The organism is Nocardioides potassii (assembly GCF_021648885.1).
GTDB classification, from domain to species: Bacteria; Actinomycetota; Actinomycetes; order Propionibacteriales; family Nocardioidaceae; genus Nocardioides; species Nocardioides potassii.
Map to the genome: position 1 here is coordinate 758,717 of NZ_JAKJHZ010000005.1, position 20,165 is coordinate 778,881.

At 72.1% G+C, this 20,165-nt stretch carries 21 protein-coding genes; 13 read left to right on the forward strand and 8 right to left on the reverse strand.

The features are described from left to right. Nucleotides 1-220 precede the first annotated feature (220 nt). Both L2K70_RS08180 and L2K70_RS08185 read left to right on the forward strand, forming a co-directional pair. Nucleotides 221-814: a 5-oxoprolinase subunit B family protein gene (locus tag L2K70_RS08180; protein ID WP_236401143.1), complete on the forward strand. Its 594-nt coding sequence runs from the start codon at nt 221-223 to the stop codon at nt 812-814. Next, a complete protein-coding gene (locus tag L2K70_RS08185) occupies nt 811-1,653 on the forward strand; it encodes a 5-oxoprolinase subunit C family protein (RefSeq protein ID WP_236401145.1) in 843 nt (280 codons plus the stop codon). Before L2K70_RS08180 ends, L2K70_RS08185 begins: the two co-directional genes overlap by 4 nt. Before the next feature lie 3 nt (nt 1,654-1,656). Here L2K70_RS08185 and L2K70_RS08190 read toward each other — a convergent pair whose 3' ends face one another. Continuing rightward, nucleotides 1,657-2,958, reverse strand: coding sequence for a DNA polymerase IV (locus L2K70_RS08190; protein WP_236401147.1), 1,302 nt, complete (start codon nt 2,956-2,958; stop codon nt 1,657-1,659). Nucleotides 2,959-3,120: 162 nt separating this feature from the next. Between L2K70_RS08190 and L2K70_RS08195 the strand changes: the two genes are divergently transcribed. Both L2K70_RS08195 and L2K70_RS08200 read left to right on the forward strand, forming a co-directional pair. Then, a complete protein-coding gene (locus L2K70_RS08195; protein WP_236401150.1) occupies nt 3,121-4,155 on the forward strand; it encodes a DUF4192 domain-containing protein in 1,035 nt (344 codons plus the stop codon). Between the two features lie 53 nt (nt 4,156-4,208). Further along, nucleotides 4,209-5,672 (forward strand): glutamate-cysteine ligase family protein, encoded by a 1,464-nt coding sequence (locus tag L2K70_RS08200; RefSeq protein ID WP_236401152.1) that lies wholly within the window; start codon nt 4,209-4,211, stop codon nt 5,670-5,672. Between the two features lie 12 nt (nt 5,673-5,684). On the opposite strand, the gene L2K70_RS08205 is transcribed toward L2K70_RS08200, so the two are convergent. Further along, nucleotides 5,685-6,125 carry a hypothetical protein gene (locus tag L2K70_RS08205; RefSeq protein ID WP_236401153.1) on the reverse strand — a complete coding sequence of 147 codons (441 nt, stop codon included), beginning with the start codon at nt 6,123-6,125 and terminating at the stop codon, nt 5,685-5,687. 127 nt (nt 6,126-6,252) lie between these two features. Between L2K70_RS08205 and L2K70_RS08210 the strand changes: the two genes are divergently transcribed. From L2K70_RS08210 to L2K70_RS08225, 4 genes are all read left to right on the forward strand, one after another. Then, nucleotides 6,253-6,651 (forward strand): universal stress protein, encoded by a 399-nt coding sequence (locus tag L2K70_RS08210; RefSeq protein WP_236401155.1) that lies wholly within the window; start codon nt 6,253-6,255, stop codon nt 6,649-6,651. Nucleotides 6,652-6,755: 104 nt separating this feature from the next. After that, a complete protein-coding gene (locus tag L2K70_RS08215; protein WP_236401157.1) occupies nt 6,756-7,322 on the forward strand; it encodes an HhH-GPD-type base excision DNA repair protein in 567 nt (188 codons plus the stop codon). A 95-nt stretch (nt 7,323-7,417) separates the two neighbouring features. Continuing rightward, nucleotides 7,418-8,932: an RNA polymerase sigma factor gene (locus L2K70_RS08220; RefSeq protein WP_372477477.1), complete on the forward strand. Its 1,515-nt coding sequence runs from the start codon at nt 7,418-7,420 to the stop codon at nt 8,930-8,932. A 99-nt stretch (nt 8,933-9,031) separates the two neighbouring features. Beyond that, a complete protein-coding gene (locus L2K70_RS08225; RefSeq protein ID WP_236401159.1) occupies nt 9,032-10,027 on the forward strand; it encodes a M28 family metallopeptidase in 996 nt (331 codons plus the stop codon). Between the two features lie 4 nt (nt 10,028-10,031). Here L2K70_RS08225 and L2K70_RS08230 read toward each other — a convergent pair whose 3' ends face one another. Beyond that, nucleotides 10,032-11,207, reverse strand: coding sequence for a CapA family protein (locus L2K70_RS08230; protein ID WP_236401161.1), 1,176 nt, complete (start codon nt 11,205-11,207; stop codon nt 10,032-10,034). 96 nt (nt 11,208-11,303) lie between these two features. On the opposite strand from L2K70_RS08230, the gene L2K70_RS08235 reads away from it, so the two are divergent. Next, nucleotides 11,304-11,846 (forward strand): hypothetical protein, encoded by a 543-nt coding sequence (locus tag L2K70_RS08235; protein WP_236401162.1) that lies wholly within the window; start codon nt 11,304-11,306, stop codon nt 11,844-11,846. 15 nt (nt 11,847-11,861) lie between these two features. Here the strand turns inward: L2K70_RS08235 and L2K70_RS08240 are convergent, their stop codons facing one another. From L2K70_RS08240 to L2K70_RS08250, 3 genes are all read right to left on the reverse strand, one after another. After that, entirely contained in the window at nt 11,862-12,689 is an 828-nt protein-coding gene (locus L2K70_RS08240) for an EamA family transporter (protein WP_236401164.1), read from the reverse strand. Continuing rightward, the gene (locus L2K70_RS08245) at nt 12,689-13,165 is read right to left on the reverse strand and encodes a DUF456 domain-containing protein (RefSeq protein ID WP_236401166.1); all 477 of its coding nucleotides are present in this window, start codon (nt 13,163-13,165) and stop codon (nt 12,689-12,691) included. Before L2K70_RS08245 ends, L2K70_RS08240 begins: the two co-directional genes overlap by 1 nt. Nucleotides 13,166-13,273: 108 nt before the next feature. Continuing rightward, a complete protein-coding gene (locus tag L2K70_RS08250) occupies nt 13,274-13,528 on the reverse strand; it encodes a DUF7455 domain-containing protein (protein ID WP_236401168.1) in 255 nt (84 codons plus the stop codon). Between the two features lie 293 nt (nt 13,529-13,821). Between L2K70_RS08250 and L2K70_RS08255 the strand changes: the two genes are divergently transcribed. The 4 genes from L2K70_RS08255 to L2K70_RS08270 all read left to right on the forward strand — a co-directional run bounded on the left by L2K70_RS08255 (nt 13,822) and on the right by L2K70_RS08270 (nt 19,302). Continuing rightward, nucleotides 13,822-15,894, forward strand: a complete 2,073-nt coding sequence (locus L2K70_RS08255) for a DNA gyrase/topoisomerase IV subunit B (protein WP_236401170.1) — start codon at nt 13,822-13,824, stop codon at nt 15,892-15,894. 109 nt (nt 15,895-16,003) lie between these two features. Beyond that, on the forward strand, nt 16,004-17,587 hold the full coding sequence (locus L2K70_RS08260) for a GMC family oxidoreductase (protein WP_236401172.1): 1,584 nt from the start codon (nt 16,004-16,006) through the stop codon (nt 17,585-17,587). Further along, the gene (locus tag L2K70_RS08265) at nt 17,584-19,098 is read left to right on the forward strand and encodes an aldehyde dehydrogenase family protein (protein WP_236401175.1); all 1,515 of its coding nucleotides are present in this window, start codon (nt 17,584-17,586) and stop codon (nt 19,096-19,098) included. Before L2K70_RS08260 ends, L2K70_RS08265 begins: the two co-directional genes overlap by 4 nt. 9 nt (nt 19,099-19,107) lie before the next feature. Continuing rightward, nucleotides 19,108-19,302, forward strand: coding sequence for a hypothetical protein (locus L2K70_RS08270; protein ID WP_236401177.1), 195 nt, complete (start codon nt 19,108-19,110; stop codon nt 19,300-19,302). A 10-nt stretch (nt 19,303-19,312) separates the two neighbouring features. Here L2K70_RS08270 and L2K70_RS08275 read toward each other — a convergent pair whose 3' ends face one another. Beyond that, nucleotides 19,313-19,564, reverse strand: a complete 252-nt coding sequence (locus L2K70_RS08275; protein ID WP_236401179.1) for a DUF4242 domain-containing protein — start codon at nt 19,562-19,564, stop codon at nt 19,313-19,315. Between the two features lie 98 nt (nt 19,565-19,662). After that, a complete protein-coding gene (locus tag L2K70_RS08280) occupies nt 19,663-20,157 on the reverse strand; it encodes a beta-class carbonic anhydrase (protein ID WP_236401181.1) in 495 nt (164 codons plus the stop codon). Nucleotides 20,158-20,165: the final 8 nt, after the last annotated feature.

Below are 20,165 nucleotides of genomic sequence, written 5' to 3' on the forward strand. Positions count from 1 at the left end.
CGAACAGCTCCACCCGGCGACTCGTTCGCCGCGCAGGCCCGGTGACGGGGACTGCGGGAGCCGGGAGGCCGGACCGATCGCTCGGACGTCACCATCCCGGGCACACCGAGGGGCTCCTGATGCTCATACCATCTGGAGCCCCTCACCTCATTTGTGCGCCCACGAGGCTGCCAAAGATCCTCGTCATCTCGCAAGTCGGGCCCGGTGAACAATGGGTGGCGTGAGGGTGGTCCCGGTCGGCGAGCGCGCGTGCCTCGTCGAGGTCGAGGATGCGGCGGCGGCCGCCTCGCTCGCCGCCTCCGCACGGGCGTGGCGGATCCGCGCCGACGACATCGTCCCGGCTGCGACGACCGTGCTGTTCGACGGCTGCGACCCGGCCGAGGTGGAGGCCGCGCTGCCGCTACTCGACCGTGAGTCTCCAGGAGACTCAGGGGCGAGCGTCGTGCTCCGGGTGAGCTACGACGGCCCGGACCTCGGGCGCGTCGCGCGCCACTGGGGGTGCTCGACCGACGAGGTCGTGGCCCGGCACACGGGCACCGGGTTCACCTCCCTCTTCTGCGGCTTTGCCCCCGGGTTCGCCTACCTGGGCGGCCTCCCGGCCGAGCTGGCCGTCCCGCGGCTCGACGCCCCTCGGTCACGCGTCGAGCCCGGGTCGGTCGCGCTCGCGGACCGCTGGTGCGGCATCTACCCGACCGCGTCACCGGGCGGCTGGCTCGTCATCGGCCGGACCGACGCGGTGCTGTGGGACGCGGAGCGTGTGGCGCCTGCGCTGCTCGCGCCCGGGACCCGCGTGCGGTTCGAGGCGCTCCGATGAGCATCGAGGTCCTCGACCCCGGGCCGCTGTCGACGCTGCAGGACCTCGGCCGGCCGGGCTGGGCGCACCTCGGCGTGGCGCGGGCCGGCGCCCTCGACCGCGGCGCCGCGGCGCTGGCCCGGCGGCTGGCTGGCGGGGCGGTCGACGACGCGGTGGTCGAGACGACGCTCGGGGGCATCGTGCTGTCCGTCCGCAGGGCGGTGACCCTGGCCGTCACGGGGGCCCGGTGCGAGGTGCGCGTCGGCAGTCGCCAGGTCGCGCACGGAGCGGCGCTCACGGTGCCGGCGGGTTCAGTGGTCACGGTCGGCCCCGCGCTCGACGGCGTGCGGTCCTACGTCGCACTGGCGGGCGGGATCGCGGTCGACCCGGTCCTCGGCTCCCGCTCCACCGACACCCTCGCCTGGGTGGGCCCACCCCGCCTGGCCGCCGGGCAGGTGCTGGCCGTCGGGAGGCCGGTCCGGTGGCCCGAGCCGCCTGCCGCGGTCGTCGTACGGTCCCGGGAGGCGGTGCTGCGCCTGCGGCCCGGCCCGCGACGGGACTGGCTCACCCCGGGCGCGTGGGAGGCGCTGGACGGGGCGTCGTACGACGTCGCGCCGGACAGCGACCGCATCGGGCTGCGGCTCGCCGGCCCGGTGGTGGAGCGGCGGGCGGGGGAGCTGCCGAGCGAGGGCATGGTGCTCGGCGCCGTGCAGCTGCCGCCGTCGGGCCAGCCGGTCGTGTTCCTCGCCGACCACCCGCCGACGGGTGGCTACCCGGTGGTGGGCGTCGTCGAGGACGCCGACCTGGACCTCTGCGCCCAGCTGCGACCCGGTGACCCGGTGGTGCTGCGCACCGGGTGAGCCTCAGTCCTCCGGGGGCGGCTCCCAGCGGTGGAGGGCCGGGTCGTCCATCCGGAAGCTGCGCACCGGCCCGGGCGGGGTCTCGGCGGTCTCGAACCGGACAGTGACGACGCCGGACCCGGACCCCCAGACCCAGCCCGGTCCCATCTCGTCGTGGACGACGTCGGCACCGGGCGGCCAGGTGCGCCGCGGCGGCTCGGGGAGCACGACCTCCTCCTCGGCCTCCTCGGTGTCGTCGCCGAAGAGGTCCTCCTGCACCCAGTCGGCCAGCCCGGACACACCGACGCCGAGGAGCCGCACCCCGCCGGTCGTGTCGAGGTCGCCGAGCAGGGCGCGGGCGACCCGGCCGATCGTCGTGCCGTCGTCGGTCGGGCTCGACAGCGTGCTGGAGCGGCTCAGCGTGGTGAAGTCGTGCAGCCGCACCTTGATGGAGACGGTGCGACCGGAGATGCCGTTCTTGCGCATCCGCGCACCGACCTCCCTGGCCTGGCGGGTCAGCAGGCCCTCCATCAGCCTGCGGTCGGTCAGGTCGGAGTCGTAGGTGCCCTCGACGCTGATCGACTTCGCCTCACGCTCGGCCACGACCGGGCGCGAGTCCTGCGCGCGGGCGAGCTGCCAGAGACCGTGACCCTGCGCCTGGCCGAGCAGCCGGACGAGCTCGTCCTCGCTGACCTGCTCGAGCTCGGCGATGGTGTGGATGCCGGCCCGCCGCAGCCGCTCGTTGGTCGCCGGGCCGACGCCGGGGATGACCGTGACCTTCATGGGGCGCAGCAGGTCGAGCTCCGTGCCGGGCGGGACGACCGTCATCCCGTCGGGCTTGTCGAGCTCGCTGGCGACCTTGGCGAGGAACTTCGACGACGCGATCCCGACCGTCGCGGTGAGGCCACCGGTCACCTCGTGCACCCGTCGGCGCAGCTGCTCGCCGACCTCGGTCACCGTTGACACCTCGAGGTCGGGGAGGTCGGCCGCGGCGAGGTCGACGAAGGCCTCGTCGAGCGACAGCGGCTCGACGAGCGGGGAGAGGTCACGCAGCACCTGCATGACCGCTCGCGAGGTCTCGCGGTAGGCGTGGAACCGGCCGCTCAGGAACGCCGCGTGCGGGCACCGGGCGCGGGCCTCGCGCCCCGACATGGCGGAGCCGACGCCGTACTTCCTGGCCTCGTAGGACGCGGTCGACACGACGCCGCGACCACCGGTGCCGCCGACGATGACCGGCTTGCCGCGCAACGACGGCTTGTCGCGCTGCTCGACGGCGGCGAAGAAGGCGTCCAGGTCCAGGTGGAGGACCGACGCCGTGGCACGCACCGGGCCATCCTCTCAGTCGGGTCCGACGGCTGGTCCGCCCACGGCCGGCCCCGGCTCGGAACGGGCCACGAGGTGTCCACAGGCAGTCACCGATGGCACTTCTCCACAGGGGTGAAGGTCCCACGGCATGCAGCGTCGGTCAGCGCGGGAAGCGTCCTCGTCATGGACCACACCTCACCCACCAACCCGTCCGCCACCACTCCTGGCACCACTCCCGGCACCACTCCCGGCACCACTCCCGCCACGCTGATGCGGGCGCGCACCCCCGACGACCTGGCTGCCTTCGTCCCGCTCGCCCTGGGCTTCGTCCCCGAGCGGTCGGTGGTGATGATCAGCGTCGGCGCCGCGGGCGGCATGCACGCCCGGGTCGGTCTTCCCCACGACCCCGATGACGTCGACGACGTCGTGGAGGCCCTCCTGCGGCCCGCGCGCAGCAACCGCGTCCGCGAGGTGGTGGTGATGGTCTACGACGACGACACGACCGTCGCCGACGAGACCGCCTGGTCGCTCCACGAGGAGCTGACGGCGGCGGGCATCCGGGTGCGGGAGGTGCTGCGCGTCCACGACGGCCACTGGTACGCCGTGCTCCCGGGCGCGCCGTTGGCGGCCTACCGCGGGGTGCCGTTCGACCTCGCCACGCACGCGTTCACCGCTCAGGCCGTCTTCGACGGCAGGGTGGTGCACGCGAGTCGCGACGCGCTGCGCGCGACCCTCGACCCCGACATCGCCTCGGCACGCGAGCTCGAGCCCTTGCTCGCCGACGCGTCCCCGCTGGCGGCCGGTGCGCTCGCCGACCTGGCGCAGCGGCGCCACCGCGACGGGACGACCTTCTCGGCCGCCGAGCTGGCCGCGGTCGCGGTGTCGCTGCCCATCGGCGAGCTGCGCGACGAGGCGTGGACGTGGCTGCACCGCGCCGACGCCCGGCGCGCCGTCGACCTCTGGTCCGACGCCGTACGGCGCGTGCCGGCGAGCCACGTCGCCGCACCGGCCGCGGTGCTCGCCTTCGCCGCGTGGCTCGTCGGCGATGGCGCACTGGCCTGGTGCGCCGTCGACCGGTGCCGCGAGGCCGCTCCCTCCCACTCCCTCGCCACGCTCGTCGCCCAGCTGCTCGACTCCGCCACGTCGCCCGACCTGTGGGAGGATCTGCGTCCCCGGCTCGCGCCGTCGTCGGACCGGACCGCCGACCCGGCCGCGTGAGATCCCCCCTCCGAACGGTTCCTCCGTGAAGGGGCGCTGACTAGGGTTCGGGCATGGGAGAAGAGGTCGACCAGCAGGACTTCAGCAGGGCGGACCGCACGCGCCACCGCGAGAAGGTGCGGCGCAACCTCGACGTGTTCGCCCGGATGCTCCGCGAGGCCCGCTTCGACACCGACGACCCGATGACGGGTCTCGAGATGGAGCTCAACCTCATCGACGAGGTGGGCGACCCCGCGCTGAAGAACGCCGAGGTGCTCGAGGCCATCGCGGACCCGGACTTCCAGACCGAGCTCGGCCAGTTCAACATCGAGATCAACCTGGCGCCCGCCAAGCTCCGCGAGGGCGGCCTCACGACGTTCGAGGAGAGCCTGCGGCGCTCGCTCAACGACGCCGAGGAGAAGGCCGCCAAGGTCGGCGCGCACCAGGTGATGATCGGCATCCTCCCGACCCTCGCCGAGGGCCACATGGATCCGTCCAGCCTCAGCGCCAACCCGCGCTACAAGCTGCTGTCCGAGCAGATCCTCGCGGCCCGGGGCGAGGACATCACCATCAGCATCTCGGGGCGCGAGCGCCTCACCACCACGGCCGACTCGATCGTCCCCGAGGCCGCGTGCACCAGCACGCAATTCCACGTCCAGACCTCACCGGACCAGTTCGCGGCCTACTGGAACGCGGCGCAGGCCGTCGCCGGGGTGCAGCTCGCGGTCTCGGCGAACTCGCCGTTCCTGCTCGGGCGCGAGCTGTGGCGCGAGACCCGCATCCCGCTCTTCGAGCAGGCCACCGACACCCGCAGCGAGGAGCTCAAGGCGCAGGGCGTCCGCCCTCGTGTGTGGTTCGGCGAGCGCTGGATCACCTCGGTCTTCGACCTGTTCGAGGAGAACGTCCGCTACTTCCCGGCCCTCCTGCCCGTCACCGATGAGGAGGACCCGCTCGAGGTGCTCGAGGCCGGTGGCACGCCAGCGCTCCACGAGCTCAAGCTGCACAACGGCACGATCTACCGCTGGAACCGGCCGGTCTACGACGTCGCCGACGACATGCCCCACCTGCGCGTCGAGAACCGCCTTCTCGCCGCCGGCCCGACGGTGGCCGACACCATCGCCAACGCCGCCCTGTGGTTCGGCCTGATCCGCTACCTCGCCGAGAGCGAGCGACCGCTGTGGTCCCAGATGTCGTTCTCCGCCGCCGAGGAGAACTTCCACGTCGCCGCCCAGACGGGGGTCGACGCGCAGGTCTACTGGCCCGGCATCGGGCAGGTCCGGGCGACCGAGCTGGTGCTGCGCCGGCTGCTCCCGATGGCCCGCGCCGGTCTCGACTCGTGGGGCGTGCCGGGCGAGGAGAGCGACCGCTACCTCGGCATCATCGAGCAGCGCTGCCAGGCCGAGACCAGCGGCGCCGCCTGGTTCGTCGAGCGCGTCCGCGAGCGCGGGGGAGAGGACCGCTTCGACGCCCTGCGCGCGACGCTGCTCGACTACCGCGACCGGATGCACAGCAACGAGCCCGTCCACCTCTGGGACTGAGCGACCGGGCGGCTAGCCCCGTCGCCGCAGTCGTCGCCACTCACGTCGTACGCCGCTCACCGGGTCGAACCACCCCCGCCGCGTCACCACGACCAGCCCGAGCGGCTCACCCAGGCTGCTGCACGCCCAGCTGACCGGCCCCAGCCAGCGGAGGTCGTCGTCGTGCGGGCTGAGCTCACCCGGGCGGGTCAGCCACACGACCGACCGCGGGCCGAGCGCCCGCGCGCGAGCGACGAGGGCGAGCGCCACGTCGGCACGCCCGCCGGCGTCGGAGAGCGGCGGGGAGTCGACGTGCACCACGCTGCGGCCGGGGACACCGGCGTGCAGGGCGACCGGGAACCGGCGGCGGTCCTCGCCCTCGACCAGCTCCACGACCGCGGCGCGCAGCACCCGGTGGGTGGCCCGGTCGACGGGTGCGCGGAGCGCGACGTGCTCGACCGCCAGCTGGGGCATGGCCTCACCCTGCCGGAGGTGCGCCGCTCCCGTGCGGCTGTCCACAGGGTGTCGGGACCCCGCGGGTTTCCGTTACGGTGCCACAAGGCCGATCGCGACGCTGCGCCGGCTGCCGAGAGGAGACACCATGGGCACCGTCGTCGTCGGATACGTCCCCAAGCCGGAGGGCGAAGCCGCCCTCGATGCCGGCATCAGCGAGGCGAAGCTGCGGGGCAGCAAGCTCGTCGTGGTGAACTCCCACCGGGGTGGGCACGAGTTCGACCCGGACAAGGCCAGCGCTGCCGAGGACGACATGGCGGGCATCAAGACCAGGCTCGACGAGGCCGGTGTCGAGCACGACATCCGCCAGCTCGTCCGCGGGTTCGAGCCCGCCGAGGACCTCATCAGCATCGCGGAGGCCAACAGCGCCGAGCTGCTGGTGATCGGGCTGCGCCGTCGCTCGCCGGTCGGCAAGCTCATCCTCGGCAGCAACGCCCAGCGGGTGCTCCTCGACGCTCCCTGCCCCGTCCTCGCCGTCAAGGCCTGACCTGGGCTGACGCAGCGTCCGCCCCGAGCCCGCCCCGGACTCATCCGGACGGGGCATCCGCCCCGTCCCCACGACGTCCGGGCGCGGTGGGCGATGATGTCCGCATGGGCTTCCAGATCACCGGCGACCCGGCCGCCGACAAGGTCCTCGACGACTCCGCCTTCGCGCTCCTGGCCGGGATGATGCTCGACCAGCAGTACCCGATGGAGCACGCGTTCCGCGGGCCCGCCAAGGTGGTCGACCGGTTCGGCACCTTCGCGCCGGACGCGATCGCCGCCGCCGATCCCGACGAGTTCGCGGCGATGGCGTCCACGCCGCCCGCCATCCACCGCTTCCCCGGCTCGATGGCCGCACGGCTGCAGGAGCTGGCCCGCATCGTCGAGGACACGTACGGCGGTGACGCGTCGCGGTTGTGGACCGAGGCGGCCGACGGCAAGGACCTGCTCAAGCGGGTGATGGCGTTGCCGGGCTTCGGCAAGCAGAAGGCGCAGATCTTCGTGGCCCTCCTGGCCAAGCAGCTCGACGTGCGCCCCGCGGGCTGGGAGGCCGTCGTCGGCGACTACGCGCTCGAGGGCCACCGGTCGGTGGCGGACGTCGTGGACGCGGAGTCGCTGCAGAAGGTGCGCGACTTCAAGAAGGCGAAGAAGGCAGCGGCGCGCGCGTCGGAGTGACCGGTTCGGCGGCTTCAGGCGGGTCGTGGCAGAATGACGGCGCGGCTCTTGACGTCACCGGGCCTTGCCGCGCCCCGAAGCTCTTTCGACGAGAGGTGTTCGTGTCTTCACACGCACGCAAGTTGCTCCCCGCCGAGGTGCTCACGCACCCCGCCATCGCCTCACTGGTCGCCGCGGCGACCCCCACGGGCACCGTGTCCCCCGAGGACGTACGACGAGCCAGTGACGACGCCGGTGTCGAGCCCCGCCACCTCAAGGCGCTGCTCGTCCACCTGAGCGCCCTGGGGATCTCGGTGCAGGTCGACGCGAGCAGCTCGCGTGCCGTCGCTGCGACGAGCAAGCGTGCCGCGACCACCTCGACGGCGAAGAAGGCGCCGGCCAAGAAGGCCGCCGCCAAGACGGCCAAGACGGCCGAGGCCGCCACCGCCGAGGCGAAGGCTCCGGCGAAGAAGGCCGCCGCGAAGAAGACCACGGCCAAGAAGGCCGCCGACGCACCGTCCGACGAGCCGGTCGACCTCGGCACCGTCGAGGCACCCGCTGTCGGCCCCGACGGCAAGAAGGTCCTGCCCGACATCTCCGACGAGGAGTTCGAGAAGGACGTCGCCTCCGACCCGTCGATCAAGGAGGACGAGAAGGAGGCCTTCACGGTCTCCGCGGCCGACGAGACCGACGAGCCGGAGCAGCAGGTCATGGTGGCCGGCGCCACCGCCGACCCGGTCAAGGACTACCTCAAGCAGATCGGCAAGGTGCCCCTCCTCAACGCCGAGATGGAGGTCGAGCTCGCCAAGCGGATCGAGGCCGGCCTGTTCTCCGAGGAGAAGCTCGCCAAGGGCGGCCGCATCAGCCCGAAGATGCTCGAGGAGTACGAGTGGATCTCGGAGGACGGCCGCCGCGCGAAGAACCACCTCCTCGAGGCCAACCTGCGACTCGTCGTCTCGCTCGCGAAGCGCTACACCGGTCGCGGCATGCTCTTCCTCGACCTGATCCAGGAGGGAAACCTCGGTCTGATCCGTGCGGTCGAGAAGTTCGACTACACCAAGGGCTACAAGTTCTCGACCTACGCGACGTGGTGGATCCGTCAGGCCATCACCCGCGCCATGGCCGACCAGGCGCGCACGATCCGCATCCCGGTCCACATGGTCGAGGTCATCAACAAGCTCGCGCGGGTCCAGCGGCAGATGCTCCAGGACCTGGGCCGCGAGCCCACCCCGGAGGAGCTGGCCAAGGAGCTCGACATGACCCCGGAGAAGGTCATCGAGGTCCAGAAGTACGGTCGCGAGCCGATCTCGCTCCACACGCCGCTCGGCGAGGACGGCGACTCCGAGTTCGGTGACCTCATCGAGGACTCCGAGGCGATCGTCCCGGCCGACGCCGTGTCGTTCACGCTCCTCCAGGAGCAGCTCCACGCCGTGCTCGACACGCTGTCGGAGCGCGAGGCGGGTGTGGTGTCGATGCGCTTCGGCCTGACCGACGGCCAGCCGAAGACGCTCGACGAGATCGGCAAGGTCTACGGCGTGACCCGCGAGCGGATCCGCCAGATCGAGTCCAAGACGATGTCGAAGCTGCGGCACCCGAGCCGGTCGCAGGTCCTCCGCGACTACCTCGACTGAGCCACCAACGAGCAGCATCCAGCGGCGCCGTCCTGTGGGACGGCGCCGCTGACATGTCAGCATCCACCCGGGCCTCCGGTGTCCGGCTACGGTGACGGCATGGCTCGTCGTCGCCGGTTCGCCGTCGCGGCTGCGGCGCTCGCCCTGACGGCCTGCTCGGTGGACCGGGCGGATCAGGCGCTCAGCGAGCCGCAGCAAACGCCCTCGCCCGAGTCGTCCTCCGACGCGAGCACCGAGCCACCCGTCGAGCACAGCCCGCGTAACACACCGCAGCAGCGCTCCGTCGCTCCCGATGACCTCGACGCCCCCATCGCGATGGGTGCGGTCCGGCACCTGGCCGGGACCATCGGGCCGCGGGAGGCGACGAGTCGGTCGTTCCGGCGGGCTGCGACGTGGGTGGGCTCGGCCTTCGAGCGGCTCGGGTACGACGTCTCGCGCCAGCGCGTCGACGTACCGGCCGGCACCTCGTGGCTCGGCGACCCCGTCCCCGCCGGACGGTCGGTGAACGTGATCGCCACCCCGGCCGGCTTCGACCCCACCGAACCGCACCTGGTCGTCGGGGCGCACCTCGACACGGTCGCGGAGGCGCCGGGCGCCGAGGACAACGCGTCCGGGGTCGGAGTGGTGCTCGCCGCCGCGTCGGCGGTCGCGGAACGTCGTACGCGGCTCCCGGTGGTGTTCGTCGCGTTCGGAGCCGAGGAGCCGCGCGGCCCCGGTGACGACGACCACCACTTCGGCTCGCGGGCGTACGTCGCCTCGCTCGGCCCGGAGGAGCGGCGGGCCGTCCGGGGCATGGTGTCCCTCGACCGGGTCGGCGTCGGCACACGAGTGCCGGTCGGCTCGGCCTCCGGCAGCGACCCGGTGCAGCGCAGCCTGCTCGCGGCCGGTCGACGCGCCGGGGTGGCGACGGTCGCCGACCCCGACCAGCGCAGCAGTGACCACTGGTCGTTCGTGCGGGCCGGCCTGCCCGGCGCCCGCCTGGGCTCGACGTCGTATGCCGCCTACCACGACGCGAGCGACCTCCCGCCGGTCGTGTCGCCTGCCCAGCTCGAGCGGACCGGTCGGCTGCTGCTCGCCTGGCTCGGGCCCCGCTGAGGCGTCAGGGTTCGAGGCCGGAGCACGCGCGCAGCGACTCGCGGTCGGTCCGGAAGCGCTTGGCGTCCTCCGCGCTCGCCGTCGAGGGGAGCCCGTCGGCGCCGATGCGCTGGGGCTCCCACGCCGCGCGGACGACGTACGGCGGACGCGGGCCGTCCGGGCGCGGGCGGACCGTCAGGAGGAGCACGCCGGTCCGCGACGTGGCGTCGTCGCCGGGGGAGTACCAGGCGTAGTTGCCCAGCCCGTAGGCGACGTAGCCGCCGTCGAGCCTGCCGTCACCCTGGAGCAGGTGGGCGTGCGAGCCCACCACGAGGTCCGCGCCGGCACCGACCAGGGAGCGGGCCAGCGCGCGTTGGTCGACGCTCGGGCAGCGCCGACCCTGGACGCCCCAGTGGAGGTAGACCACCACCACGTCGGCATCGCGTCGGGTACGGCGCACCTGGGCGAGCAGCCGGGCGGGGTCGACCGCGTCGGCGATCCCAGGACGCGTGTCGGTCGCGGCCCAGTCCCCGGTCGGATCGGCCGTGGGATCGAGGTCGGCGACCGACGCGCCGATCGTGGCGACGAGGGTTCCGCGGACCTCCACCACGGCGGGGGCGAACGCCTCGCCTGCGTCGCGGCCGATCCCGACGACGTCGAGCGGCGGTCGTGCTCGCGCCGCGGCGCGGACCGCCCGGAAGGTGCTCGGCAGGCGGGCCCGGCCGAAGTCGAGTGCGTGGTTGTTGGCCATGGTCACCACGTCGACACCGGCCGCGGCGAGCGCGGTCAGTGCTGACGGCGGTGCGGAGAACGTGAAGCGCTTGCCGGGCTCCGGCCGCCCGTTCGACCCCAGCGAGGTCTCCAGGTTGGCGATGGTCAGGTCCGCCGCCGAGAGCACGTCCCGGACCGGGGCGAGCGCGGAGCCCGGGTCGCGGAGCCGGCCGGCCAGCACGCCCTCGAAGTGGATGTCGCCGACGACGGCGATGCGGACCGGTCCCCGGTCCGGCTCCCCGGATGTCGGCGGGTCCGCCGGTTCGGCGGACGGGGTCGCCGGTGGGGCGCTGGTGGACGCCGACGGGGACGGGGGAGGAGCGGCACGGTCGGGCGAGGTGCAGGCGGCCAGCGTCGAGAGCACGGCCCCGGCGAGAAGGACAGCACGGGGACGTCGTACGCCACGCGCCCCGCGGCCAGGTCCCGCCATGCCGCCATCGTGCCACCCGTGACGGCCGCCCCGGGCGTGTGCACACCTCCGCAAGTAGGTGGACGTCCGGGCGGAGAGGTTGCGAGACTCGGAGCCATGAGGTCTCGAATCGCACTGGCCGCAGGATCCGCCCTGGCGCTCGCGAGCATCGTCGCCGCCCCGGCGCACGCGGAGTTCTACAGCATCGACGACCCCGCCGACGCGAGCGGCTCGCTCTCGGACATCCAGGGCTTCGAGGCCAACCACGGCTCGGACAACCTGCGGGTGAAGGTCTACTTCGACGAGCTGGTGCGCTCGAGTGCGGCCGGGGTCTCGGTCTTCATCGACACCGACCGCGCCGCGAAGGGGCCGGAGTACGTCCTCAGCAGCGGCCTCGGGGACGGCACCGACTACGTCCTGACCGAGGCCGTCGCGTGGCGCGGCAGCGACAACCGGGTCACCTGCGACTACCAGGCGCGCCCGCGGTGGGGCAAGGACGTCTTCCGTGCGGTGATCAGCCGCGACTGCTTCGACGACGCGGCGTCGGTGCGGGTCTCGGTCAAGATGGTCGACCCGACGGACGGGTCGACACCGGTGGTCGACTGGGCGCCCAAGCGGCACCGCTGGAGCCTTCCGGTCGCGTCGGGCCTGGGCGTCTGAGCGTCCTCGGAGCCTTCAGCCCGCAGCGACGAGGGCGACCGCCGCGCCGCAGAGCAGGAGCCCGACTCCCTGGGAGGCGTGGACGCGCTCGCGGAGCACGACTGCGGCGAGCGCGATGGTGACCGCGGGGTAGAGCGAGGTCACCACCGACGCCACCGTCAGCAGCCCGGTCTGGGTGGCCAGCAGGAAGGCGACCACCGCCGCGGTCGCGAGCATCCCGGCCGCGATGCCCCACGCCTGGGCCTTCTCGTGGGGCACCCACCGGCCCCCGAGCAGCGCGGCGGTCATCGCGACGCTGACCATCGCCACCGCCTGCGACACGGCGAGCGGGGCGAACCCTGCCTCCTCGGGCACCTGGCCCATGGCCGCGAAGAGCAGCCCGAAGCCGAGCCCGGCCAGGACGCCGTCGACGATCCCCGCGGCCAGGTCGCCCGCGCCGCCGGGCTCCCGGCTGACCAGCCAGATGCCCGGCACGGCGGCCGCGATGCCGAGCCACACCAGGAGGGCGGGGCGCTCGCCCGTGCCGACGCCGACGCACACCGGCAGGAGGGCGGCGCCGACGGCCGAGATCGGCGCGACGACGCCCATCCGTCCGGCGGCGAGGCCGCGGTAGAGGAACGCGCCGCCGGCACCGGTGCCGACACCGGCCAGCGCACCCCACAGGAGGTCGGTCCGCGTGGGGGAGCCGTCCACGACGAGCGCGACCACGACGGCGCCGGCGAAGGCGGCCGCGTTGCCGGTGAAGGCGACCGCCCACGCCGACGTACGGCGTGAGGCGAGGCCGCCGATGAAGTCCGAGAGGCCGTAGGCGACGGCGGCGACGAGGGCGAGGACGACGACCATCAGGTCAGGACCACGCCCGCCACCCACGTGCTGGCCGCGAGGAAGGCCGCGACGAGCTCGATGAGGATCGAGACTCCGACCGCCCGCAGGGCCGCCTTGGTCGACGGCCATGCCGCGGCCGCTCCGACCCGCGCCCGCTCGGCGACGTACACGCCGAGCACGAAGCCGATGAACATCCCGACGACCGGGATGACGAAGAAGCCGATGAACGCGAGGAGGGCACCGACCAGCAGGGTGCGGCTGGGCACGCCGGACGCCTTGAGCTGCCGGCCGGGCACGAGGTACTTCACGACCGTGCCGAGCGCCAGGAAGGTGGTGGCGAGCGCGAAGACCACCCAGGCGGTCGCGGTGCCGACCTCGAGCGCCCAGACCAGGATCGCGCCGAGGACCAGGATCGTGCCGGGCAGGACCGGCACGATGATGCCGACGATGCCGACGGCGATCGCGAGGGCGACGAGGAGCTCGGTGGCGGTCACGGGGCCAAGCCTCCCAGATCCCGGACCGGCGGATCGCTCAGGTCCCGGGACGCAGAACGGCCCCGGAGAGCGTGTCCGGGGCCGTGCTGGAAGTCTGGTGGGTGGGTGTCAGGCGTCGCTGTCCGCGGTCGGGGTGGCGGGACCGTCGAGCTTGTGGGTCTCGTCGTGGACGTTGGCAGCGATCTCGCGGAGCTTCTCGCCGTGCTCGCGTGCGTGGTGGGCGCAGAAGAGCAGCTCGCCGCCCGTCTGGAGCTCCACGCGGAGGTAGGCCTGGGCACCGCAGCGGTCGCAGCGGTCGCCAGCCGTGAGGACGGCTTGGGAGGGTGCGGTGGCAGTGGTCACGTCAGCCTCATTTCTGTTCATCGGTGTCTGGCCCAACGTAGCCAGTGGGACAAAGATTCCCTGCTGTCGTTTCAGTTGCGAGAACTCATCAAGTCAATCACGTCACACCCCACGCCGTGGGCGTTGTCCGCAAGCACGGACGAGCCGTTGCCGAAGTGATACCTGACCGGTGCCCACGCTAACCCCGGCCATGCGTCGCCGGCGGCAGGCGTGCCTCCGCTGGCGCGCGGCGTGTCGCAGGTAGTGTCGGCGTGTTCCACACCAGCAGTTCGGAGCACGCGCACCAGCCGGATTTCACGTACGACAGGACCCCTGTGGCAGCACCCGCCGACAACACCTACAACGCAGCACACCTCCTCGTCCTCGAGGGCCTCGACGCCGTCCGCAAGCGTCCCGGCATGTACATCGGGTCGACCGACACCCGCGGCCTCATGCACTGCCTGTGGGAGATCATCGACAACGGCGTCGACGAGGCCCTGGCCGGCGTCGCGCGGCTCGTCGAGGTCACGCTGCACGACGACGGCTCCGTGGAGGTGTACGACGACGGGCGCGGGATCCCGACCGACAAGGAGCCCAAGACCGGGCTGCCCGGCGTCGAGGTCGTGGCGACCAAGCTGCACGCGGGCGGCAAGTTCGGTGGCGGCTCCTACGTCGCGACCGGCGGCCTGCACGGGGTGGGCCTGTCCGTGGTCAACGCGCTGTCGTCCCGCATGGACATCGATGTCGACCGCTCACCGGCCCAGCAGGGCCTGTCGTTCCAGCGCGGCGTCCCCGGCGTCTTCGACGGTGACGGGCCGACGGCCCCGTTCTCGCCGCAGTCGGGGCTGACCCGCAAGGGCAAGCGGGTGGCCAAGGGGAGGACGGGCACCCGCATCCGGTTCTGGCCGGACCGGCAGATCTTCACCAAGGACGCGCGCTTCGAGATGGAGGGCCTGATCGGCCGCGCCCGGCAGACGTCGTACATCGTCCCGGGCCTCGAGCTGGTCATCCGTGACCAGCGCACCAGCGAGGTCGTCGAGGAGCGGTTCCGCCACGACGGTGGCATCGCGGAGTTCGTCGACTTCCTCTCCCACGGGGAACCGGTGACCGACATCCTGCGGCTGCAGGGCACCGACACCTTCACCGAGACCGTGCCGCTCCTCGACGACAAGGGGCACATGACGCCGCAGGAGGTCGAGCGCGAGCTCAGCGTCGACGTCGCGGTGCGGTGGGACACGGCCTACGACACCGAGGTGCGCTCGTTCGTCAACGTGATCGCGACGCCCAAGGGCGGCACCCACGTCAGCGGCTTCGAGGCAGCACTGACCAAGACGTTCAACGACGCGATGCGCGGTGCCAAGGTGCTCCGGGCCGCAGACACGGACGTCATCAAGGACGACGTGCTCGAGGGCCTGACCGCGGTCGTGACCGTCCGGCTCGCCGAGCCGCAGTTCGAGGGGCAGACCAAGGAGATCCTCGGCACCCCCGCCGCCCGGAGCGTCGTGCGCAAGGTCGTCGCGGGCGAGCTGAAGTCGTTCCTCACCTCCACCAAGCGCGCCGAGAAGGCCCAGGCCAAGCTGCTGATGGAGAAGGTCGCCGGCGCCTCCAAGACCCGTCTGGCGGCCCGTCAGCACAAGGAGAACCAGCGGCGGAAGACCGCTCTGGAGTCCTCCGCGCTGCCGGCCAAGCTCTTCGACTGCCGCAGCACCGACACCGAGCGCACCGAGCTCTTCATCGTCGAGGGCGACTCGGCGATGGGGACCGCCAAGGCGGCGCGCAGCAGCGAGTTCCAGGCGCTGCTGCCGATCCGCGGCAAGATCCTCAACGTCCAGAAGGCGTCGGTCGGGGACATGCTGAAGAACGCCGAGTGCGCCTCGATCATCCAGGTCGTCGGCGCCGGGTCGGGTCGTACGTTCGACCTCGAGGCCGCCCGCTACGGCCGCATCATCCTGATGGCCGACGCCGACTCCGACGGCGCCCACATCCGCTGCCTGCTCGCGACGCTGTTCTTCAAGTACATGCCCGAGCTGGTCCGCGACGGCCGGCTCTACTCGGCCGTGCCGCCGCTGCACCGCATCGAGCTGTCCAACCCGAAGAAGGGGATGGACAAGTACATCTACACCTACTCCGACGGCGAGCTGCAGCGCCGGCTGGCTGAGCTCAAGAAGAAGAACCTGCGGTGGAAGGAGCCGGTCCAGCGCTACAAGGGGCTCGGCGAGATGGACGCCGACCAGCTGGCCGAGACCACGATGGACCCCCGCCACCGCACGCTCCGCAAGCTGACGATCGAGGACGTGGACGAGGCGAGCCGCGTCTTCGAGCTGCTGATGGGCTCCGACGTCGCCCCCCGCAAGGACTTCATCGTGCAGGGTGCCTACGAGGTCGACGCCGAGTCCATCGACGCGTAGGACGCGTGAAACGCACGTCCTGGAGCTGACCGACCCTGACAGTGGTTGTGTCGCGGTCGCCGCGGTCGTACGTTGTGGTCCTCGCCACATCTGCGTCGACAGGGAGCCCATGCCCGACGAATCGTTCGACTACATCGTCATCGGATCGGGCAGCGCCGGCGGCGTCGTCGCCGCCCGCCTCACCGAGGACCCCGACGTCAGAGTCCTCCTGCTGGAGGCCGGTCCGCCGGACGATGACGACAACATCCACATGCCCCTCGCGTTCTCGATGCTGTTCAAGACCAAGTGGGACTGGAACTACGAGACGACGCCGCAGAAGCACCTCGACGGTCGTCGGGCCTACTGGCCGCGGATGAAGGCGCTCGGCGGCTGCTCGTCGATGAACGCCATGATCTACATCCGTGGCAATCACGCCGACTACGACGAGTGGCGCGACGGCTACGGCGCCACCGGCTGGGGATTCGAGGACGTCCTGCCCTACTTCGTCAGGGCCGAGGGGAACACCCGACTCGGTGGTCGCTTCCACGGCACCGACGGCCCGTTGCACGTCGAGGACCGGACCTACAACCACGAGCTCAGCACGTCGTTCATCGAGGCGGGCGTCGCGGCCGGGCTCAAGCGCAACGACGACTTCAACGGCGCTGAGCAGGACGGGATCGGCCCCTACCAGGTGACGTGCAAGAAGGGCCGCCGCTGGTCCGTCGCCGACGCCTACATCCACCCGGCCGCCGGGCGCCCCAACCTCACCGTCCGCACCGAGGCCCTCGTCACCCGGATCCTCGTGGAGGGCACTCGGGCCGTCGGGGTCGAGTACACCCGCGGTGGCGAGCACCACGTCGTACGCGCCGACGCGGAGGTCGTCCTGAGCGGCGGCGCGATCAACAGCCCTCAGCTGCTGATGCTGTCGGGAATCGGGCCCGGTGCACACCTGAGGGACATGGGCATCGACGTCGTGGTCGAGTCGTCAGGGGTCGGTCAGCACCTGCAGGACCATCCCGTCTCGGGCGTCCTGAGCTACACCAAGGACACCACCGACGTCGCGGAGATGCTCGGCGTCGGCAACCTGATCAGGTGGAAGGCGACCGGGAGGGGACCGCTGAGCTCCAACGTCGCGGAGACGGGCGCGTTCTACGCCTCCCGCGACGACCTCGACCTGCCCGACATCCAGCTGCACGTCGCGCCGACGGGCTTCTACGACAACGGCATGCACGAGCCCGTACGGCGTGCGCTGACCACCGCCGTCACCCTCGTCAACGTCCAGAGCTCGGGCCATGTCTCGCTGCGGTCCGCCGACCCGACCTGGCATCCCGAGATCGACCCCGGCTACTTCGACGACCGCGCGGACCTCGAGGCCATGATCGGGGGTTTCCGCACCGCGCTGGAGATCCTGCGCCAGGGTCCGATCGCGCGCTACATCGACGAGCCCTGGGTGCCCGCGTCGGCCGACCCGACCGACGACGAGATCATCGAGGGCATCGGCCGGCTCGGTCAGACCCTCTACCACCCGGTCGGCACCTGTGCGATGGGCACCGTCGAGGGCAGCGTCGTGGGGCCGGACCTCCGGGTGCACGGGGTCGAGGGCCTGCGGGTCGCCGACGCCTCCGTCATGCCTCGCGTCCCCCGCGGCAACACCAACGCCCCCACCATCATGATCGGCGAGAAGTGCGCCGACCTCATCAAGGAGTCGCGATGAGCAGCACCCTGGAGCACAGCGACACCGCGGAGGCGGTGACGACCTTCGACTCGCTCGACCCGGCGACCGGCGACCTCGTCGGCACCCACCGGGTGTGCAGCGCGGCCAACGTCGATGCCGCGGTCGGCCGTGCCCGCGACGCGGTCGACTGGTGGGGGAACCTCTCCTTCGACGACCGTGCGGACTTCCTGCTGACCTGGCGCTCGGTCATCACCCGCCGCATCGCGCAGCTCGCCGACCTCTCCCACCGCGAGACCGGCAAGCCGCACGGCGATGCCCAGCTCGAGATCGTCCTGGCGATCGACCACATCGCGTGGGCGGCGAAGAACGCCAAGAAGGTGCTCGGTCCACGCAAGGTCTCGCCCGGACTGTTGATGACCAACCAGGCGGCGACGGTCGCCTACCACCCGCTCGGGGTCATCGGCGTGATCGGCCCCTGGAACTATCCCGTCTTCACGCCCATGGGTTCCATCGCGTACGCCCTCGCCGCAGGCAACGCCGTGGTCTTCAAGCCCAGCGAGTACACACCGGGCGTCGGCCAGTGGCTGGCGGACAGCTTCCGTGAGGTGGTGCACGGACGTGACGTGCTGCAGGTCGTCACCGGGCTGGGTGACACCGGCAACGCGCTCTGCCGCGCCCGCATCGACAAGCTCGCCTTCACCGGGTCGGGTCGCACCGGCAAGAAGGTGATGGCCGCCTGCGCCGAGAACCTGACGCCGGTCATCATCGAGGCCGGCGGCAAGGACGCGCTGATCGTCGACGAGGACGCCGACCTGCCCAAGGCCGCCGAGGCGGCGCTGTGGGGCGGGATGTCCAACGCCGGCCAGACGTGCATCGGCACCGAGCGGGTCTACGTCCACGAGAAGGTCTTCGACGCCTTCATGACCGAGATCCTCGCCCAGGCCGACGGGCTCCGCGCCGGGTCGGACTCGGGCGCACAGATCGGGCCGATCACGATGCCGTCGCAGCTCGACGTGATCAGGAGCCACATCGACGACGCGGTGGCCCGGGGCGCCAAGGTGGCCCTCGGCGGCCCCGGCGCCGTGGGGGAGCGGTTCGTCCAGCCGACGATCCTGACCCACGTCCCCGAGGACTCCACGGAGATCACCGAGGAGACCTTCGGGCCGACGCTCGCGATCAACCCGGTGGCGAGCATGGACGAGGCCGTCCGCCTCACCAACGCCACCGACTACGGCCTCGCCGGTGCGGTGTTCTCGAAGGCGAACGGCCCCTCGATCGCGCGACGGATCCGCTCCGGGATGACCTCGATCAACTCCGTGATCGCCTTCGCAGCCGTCCCCGGCCTGCCCTTCGGCGGCGTGGGTCAGTCCGGGTTCGGGCGCATCCACGGTCCCGACGGCCTGCGCGAGTTCACGTACGCCAAGGCCACGACGCGGCAGAAGTTCGCGCCGATGATGAACCTGACGTCCTTCACCCGCACCGCAGCCACCGACGGCAAGGTCGCGCAGCTCATCACGCTGCTGCACGGCGGCAAGCAGACGCTCCGGTAGCGTGCGCGCATGCTCGCACCGTCGGGGGCCGAGGGCCTGATCGTGATCGTCGTCCTGCTGATGTACGCCCTCGCAGCCCTGGTCTTCTACTGGATCATCCGGCTGGGGGTGCGGCACGGGACGCTCGACGCGTACCGGCGCGACAGGATCGACCAGCGGATCGCCGCCATGAAAGCCGACCCGGACGGCCCGACCGCCAGGTGAGGCGCCGGGCTCAGCTGCCCTCGCTCACCTGGTAGATCTCGTCGGCGACCAGGCCGTGCGCCTCCCGGTGCACGGTGTTCGCGGCATCGGCGTCGGGGGCGTCGACGAGGCAGAAGATCCGGCCCTGCTCCTCGTTGACCCAGTACTTCAGGTAGCTGACCCCGTGCTGGGCCTGCTCCTGCAGGTCGGCCATGTGGGCCTGGGCGACGTCGCCGACGGCGACCCCGCCCTCCATGTGGTGGACGTCCATGAACAGTGGCATCTCGCCGCTCCTTCCGGTCGGGTGGACGACGTTCCACTCTGCTCCCGGTCGGAGGAGTTGGGGAGGCCGGTCTGGACCTCCCACGGTGCAGCCCCAGCTCAGACGTGCTGGGTGAGCAGGCCGGTGTCGACGTCGTAGAGGAAGCCGCCGACCTTGGCGCGCTCGCCGATGAGCGGGTGGGTGCGAACCTTGGCGACGTCCTGGCGCAGCTGGTCGAGCTGGTCGGTGACCACGCCGAACGACTGCCAGCTGGCGTCGGTGCCGGCGGACGCGCCGACCTTGACCCGCAGCTCCTCCTCGGAGGCCGAGGCCATCGCGCACCGGGTGTGCGGGACGACCAGGACGCGCTGGACGTTGAGCAGGTGCACGCCGAGCACCAGCGCCTCGAGGGCCTGTGGCGTCACGCGGCCACCCGGGTTGCGGAAGATCTTGGCGTCGCCGTGCTTGAGCCCGAGCATCCGCAGCGGATCGATGCGCGAGTCCATGCACGTCACCAGGGCGATGCCCGCGTGCGCCTTGCCGTCGAAGCCGCCGAGGTCGAAGTCCGCGGCGAAGGCCTTGTTGGCATCCATCAGGTCGTCGAAGTCGCTCACGGATCGCA

Coding starts and splice junctions, on each gene's coding strand:
- L2K70_RS08230 (WP_236401161.1), bottom strand. CDS start 11,207: ATGGCGGGACCTGGCCGCGGGGCGCGTGGCGTACGACGTCCCCGTGCT.
- L2K70_RS08225 (WP_236401159.1), top strand. CDS start 9,032: ATGGCTCGTCGTCGCCGGTTCGCCGTCGCGGCTGCGGCGCTCGCCCTG.
- L2K70_RS08185 (WP_236401145.1), top strand. CDS start 811: ATGAGCATCGAGGTCCTCGACCCCGGGCCGCTGTCGACGCTGCAGGAC.
- L2K70_RS08265 (WP_236401175.1), top strand. CDS start 17,584: ATGAGCAGCACCCTGGAGCACAGCGACACCGCGGAGGCGGTGACGACC.
- L2K70_RS08275 (WP_236401179.1), bottom strand. CDS start 19,564: ATGCCACTGTTCATGGACGTCCACCACATGGAGGGCGGGGTCGCCGTC.
- L2K70_RS08260 (WP_236401172.1), top strand. CDS start 16,004: ATGCCCGACGAATCGTTCGACTACATCGTCATCGGATCGGGCAGCGCC.
- L2K70_RS08215 (WP_236401157.1), top strand. CDS start 6,756: ATGGGCTTCCAGATCACCGGCGACCCGGCCGCCGACAAGGTCCTCGAC.
- L2K70_RS08235 (WP_236401162.1), top strand. CDS start 11,304: ATGAGGTCTCGAATCGCACTGGCCGCAGGATCCGCCCTGGCGCTCGCG.
- L2K70_RS08205 (WP_236401153.1), bottom strand. CDS start 6,125: ATGCCCCAGCTGGCGGTCGAGCACGTCGCGCTCCGCGCACCCGTCGAC.
- L2K70_RS08250 (WP_236401168.1), bottom strand. CDS start 13,528: ATGAACAGAAATGAGGCTGACGTGACCACTGCCACCGCACCCTCCCAA.
- L2K70_RS08195 (WP_236401150.1), top strand. CDS start 3,121: ATGGACCACACCTCACCCACCAACCCGTCCGCCACCACTCCTGGCACC.
- L2K70_RS08240 (WP_236401164.1), bottom strand. CDS start 12,689: ATGGTCGTCGTCCTCGCCCTCGTCGCCGCCGTCGCCTACGGCCTCTCG.
- L2K70_RS08270 (WP_236401177.1), top strand. CDS start 19,108: ATGCTCGCACCGTCGGGGGCCGAGGGCCTGATCGTGATCGTCGTCCTG.
- L2K70_RS08210 (WP_236401155.1), top strand. CDS start 6,253: ATGGGCACCGTCGTCGTCGGATACGTCCCCAAGCCGGAGGGCGAAGCC.
- L2K70_RS08200 (WP_236401152.1), top strand. CDS start 4,209: ATGGGAGAAGAGGTCGACCAGCAGGACTTCAGCAGGGCGGACCGCACG.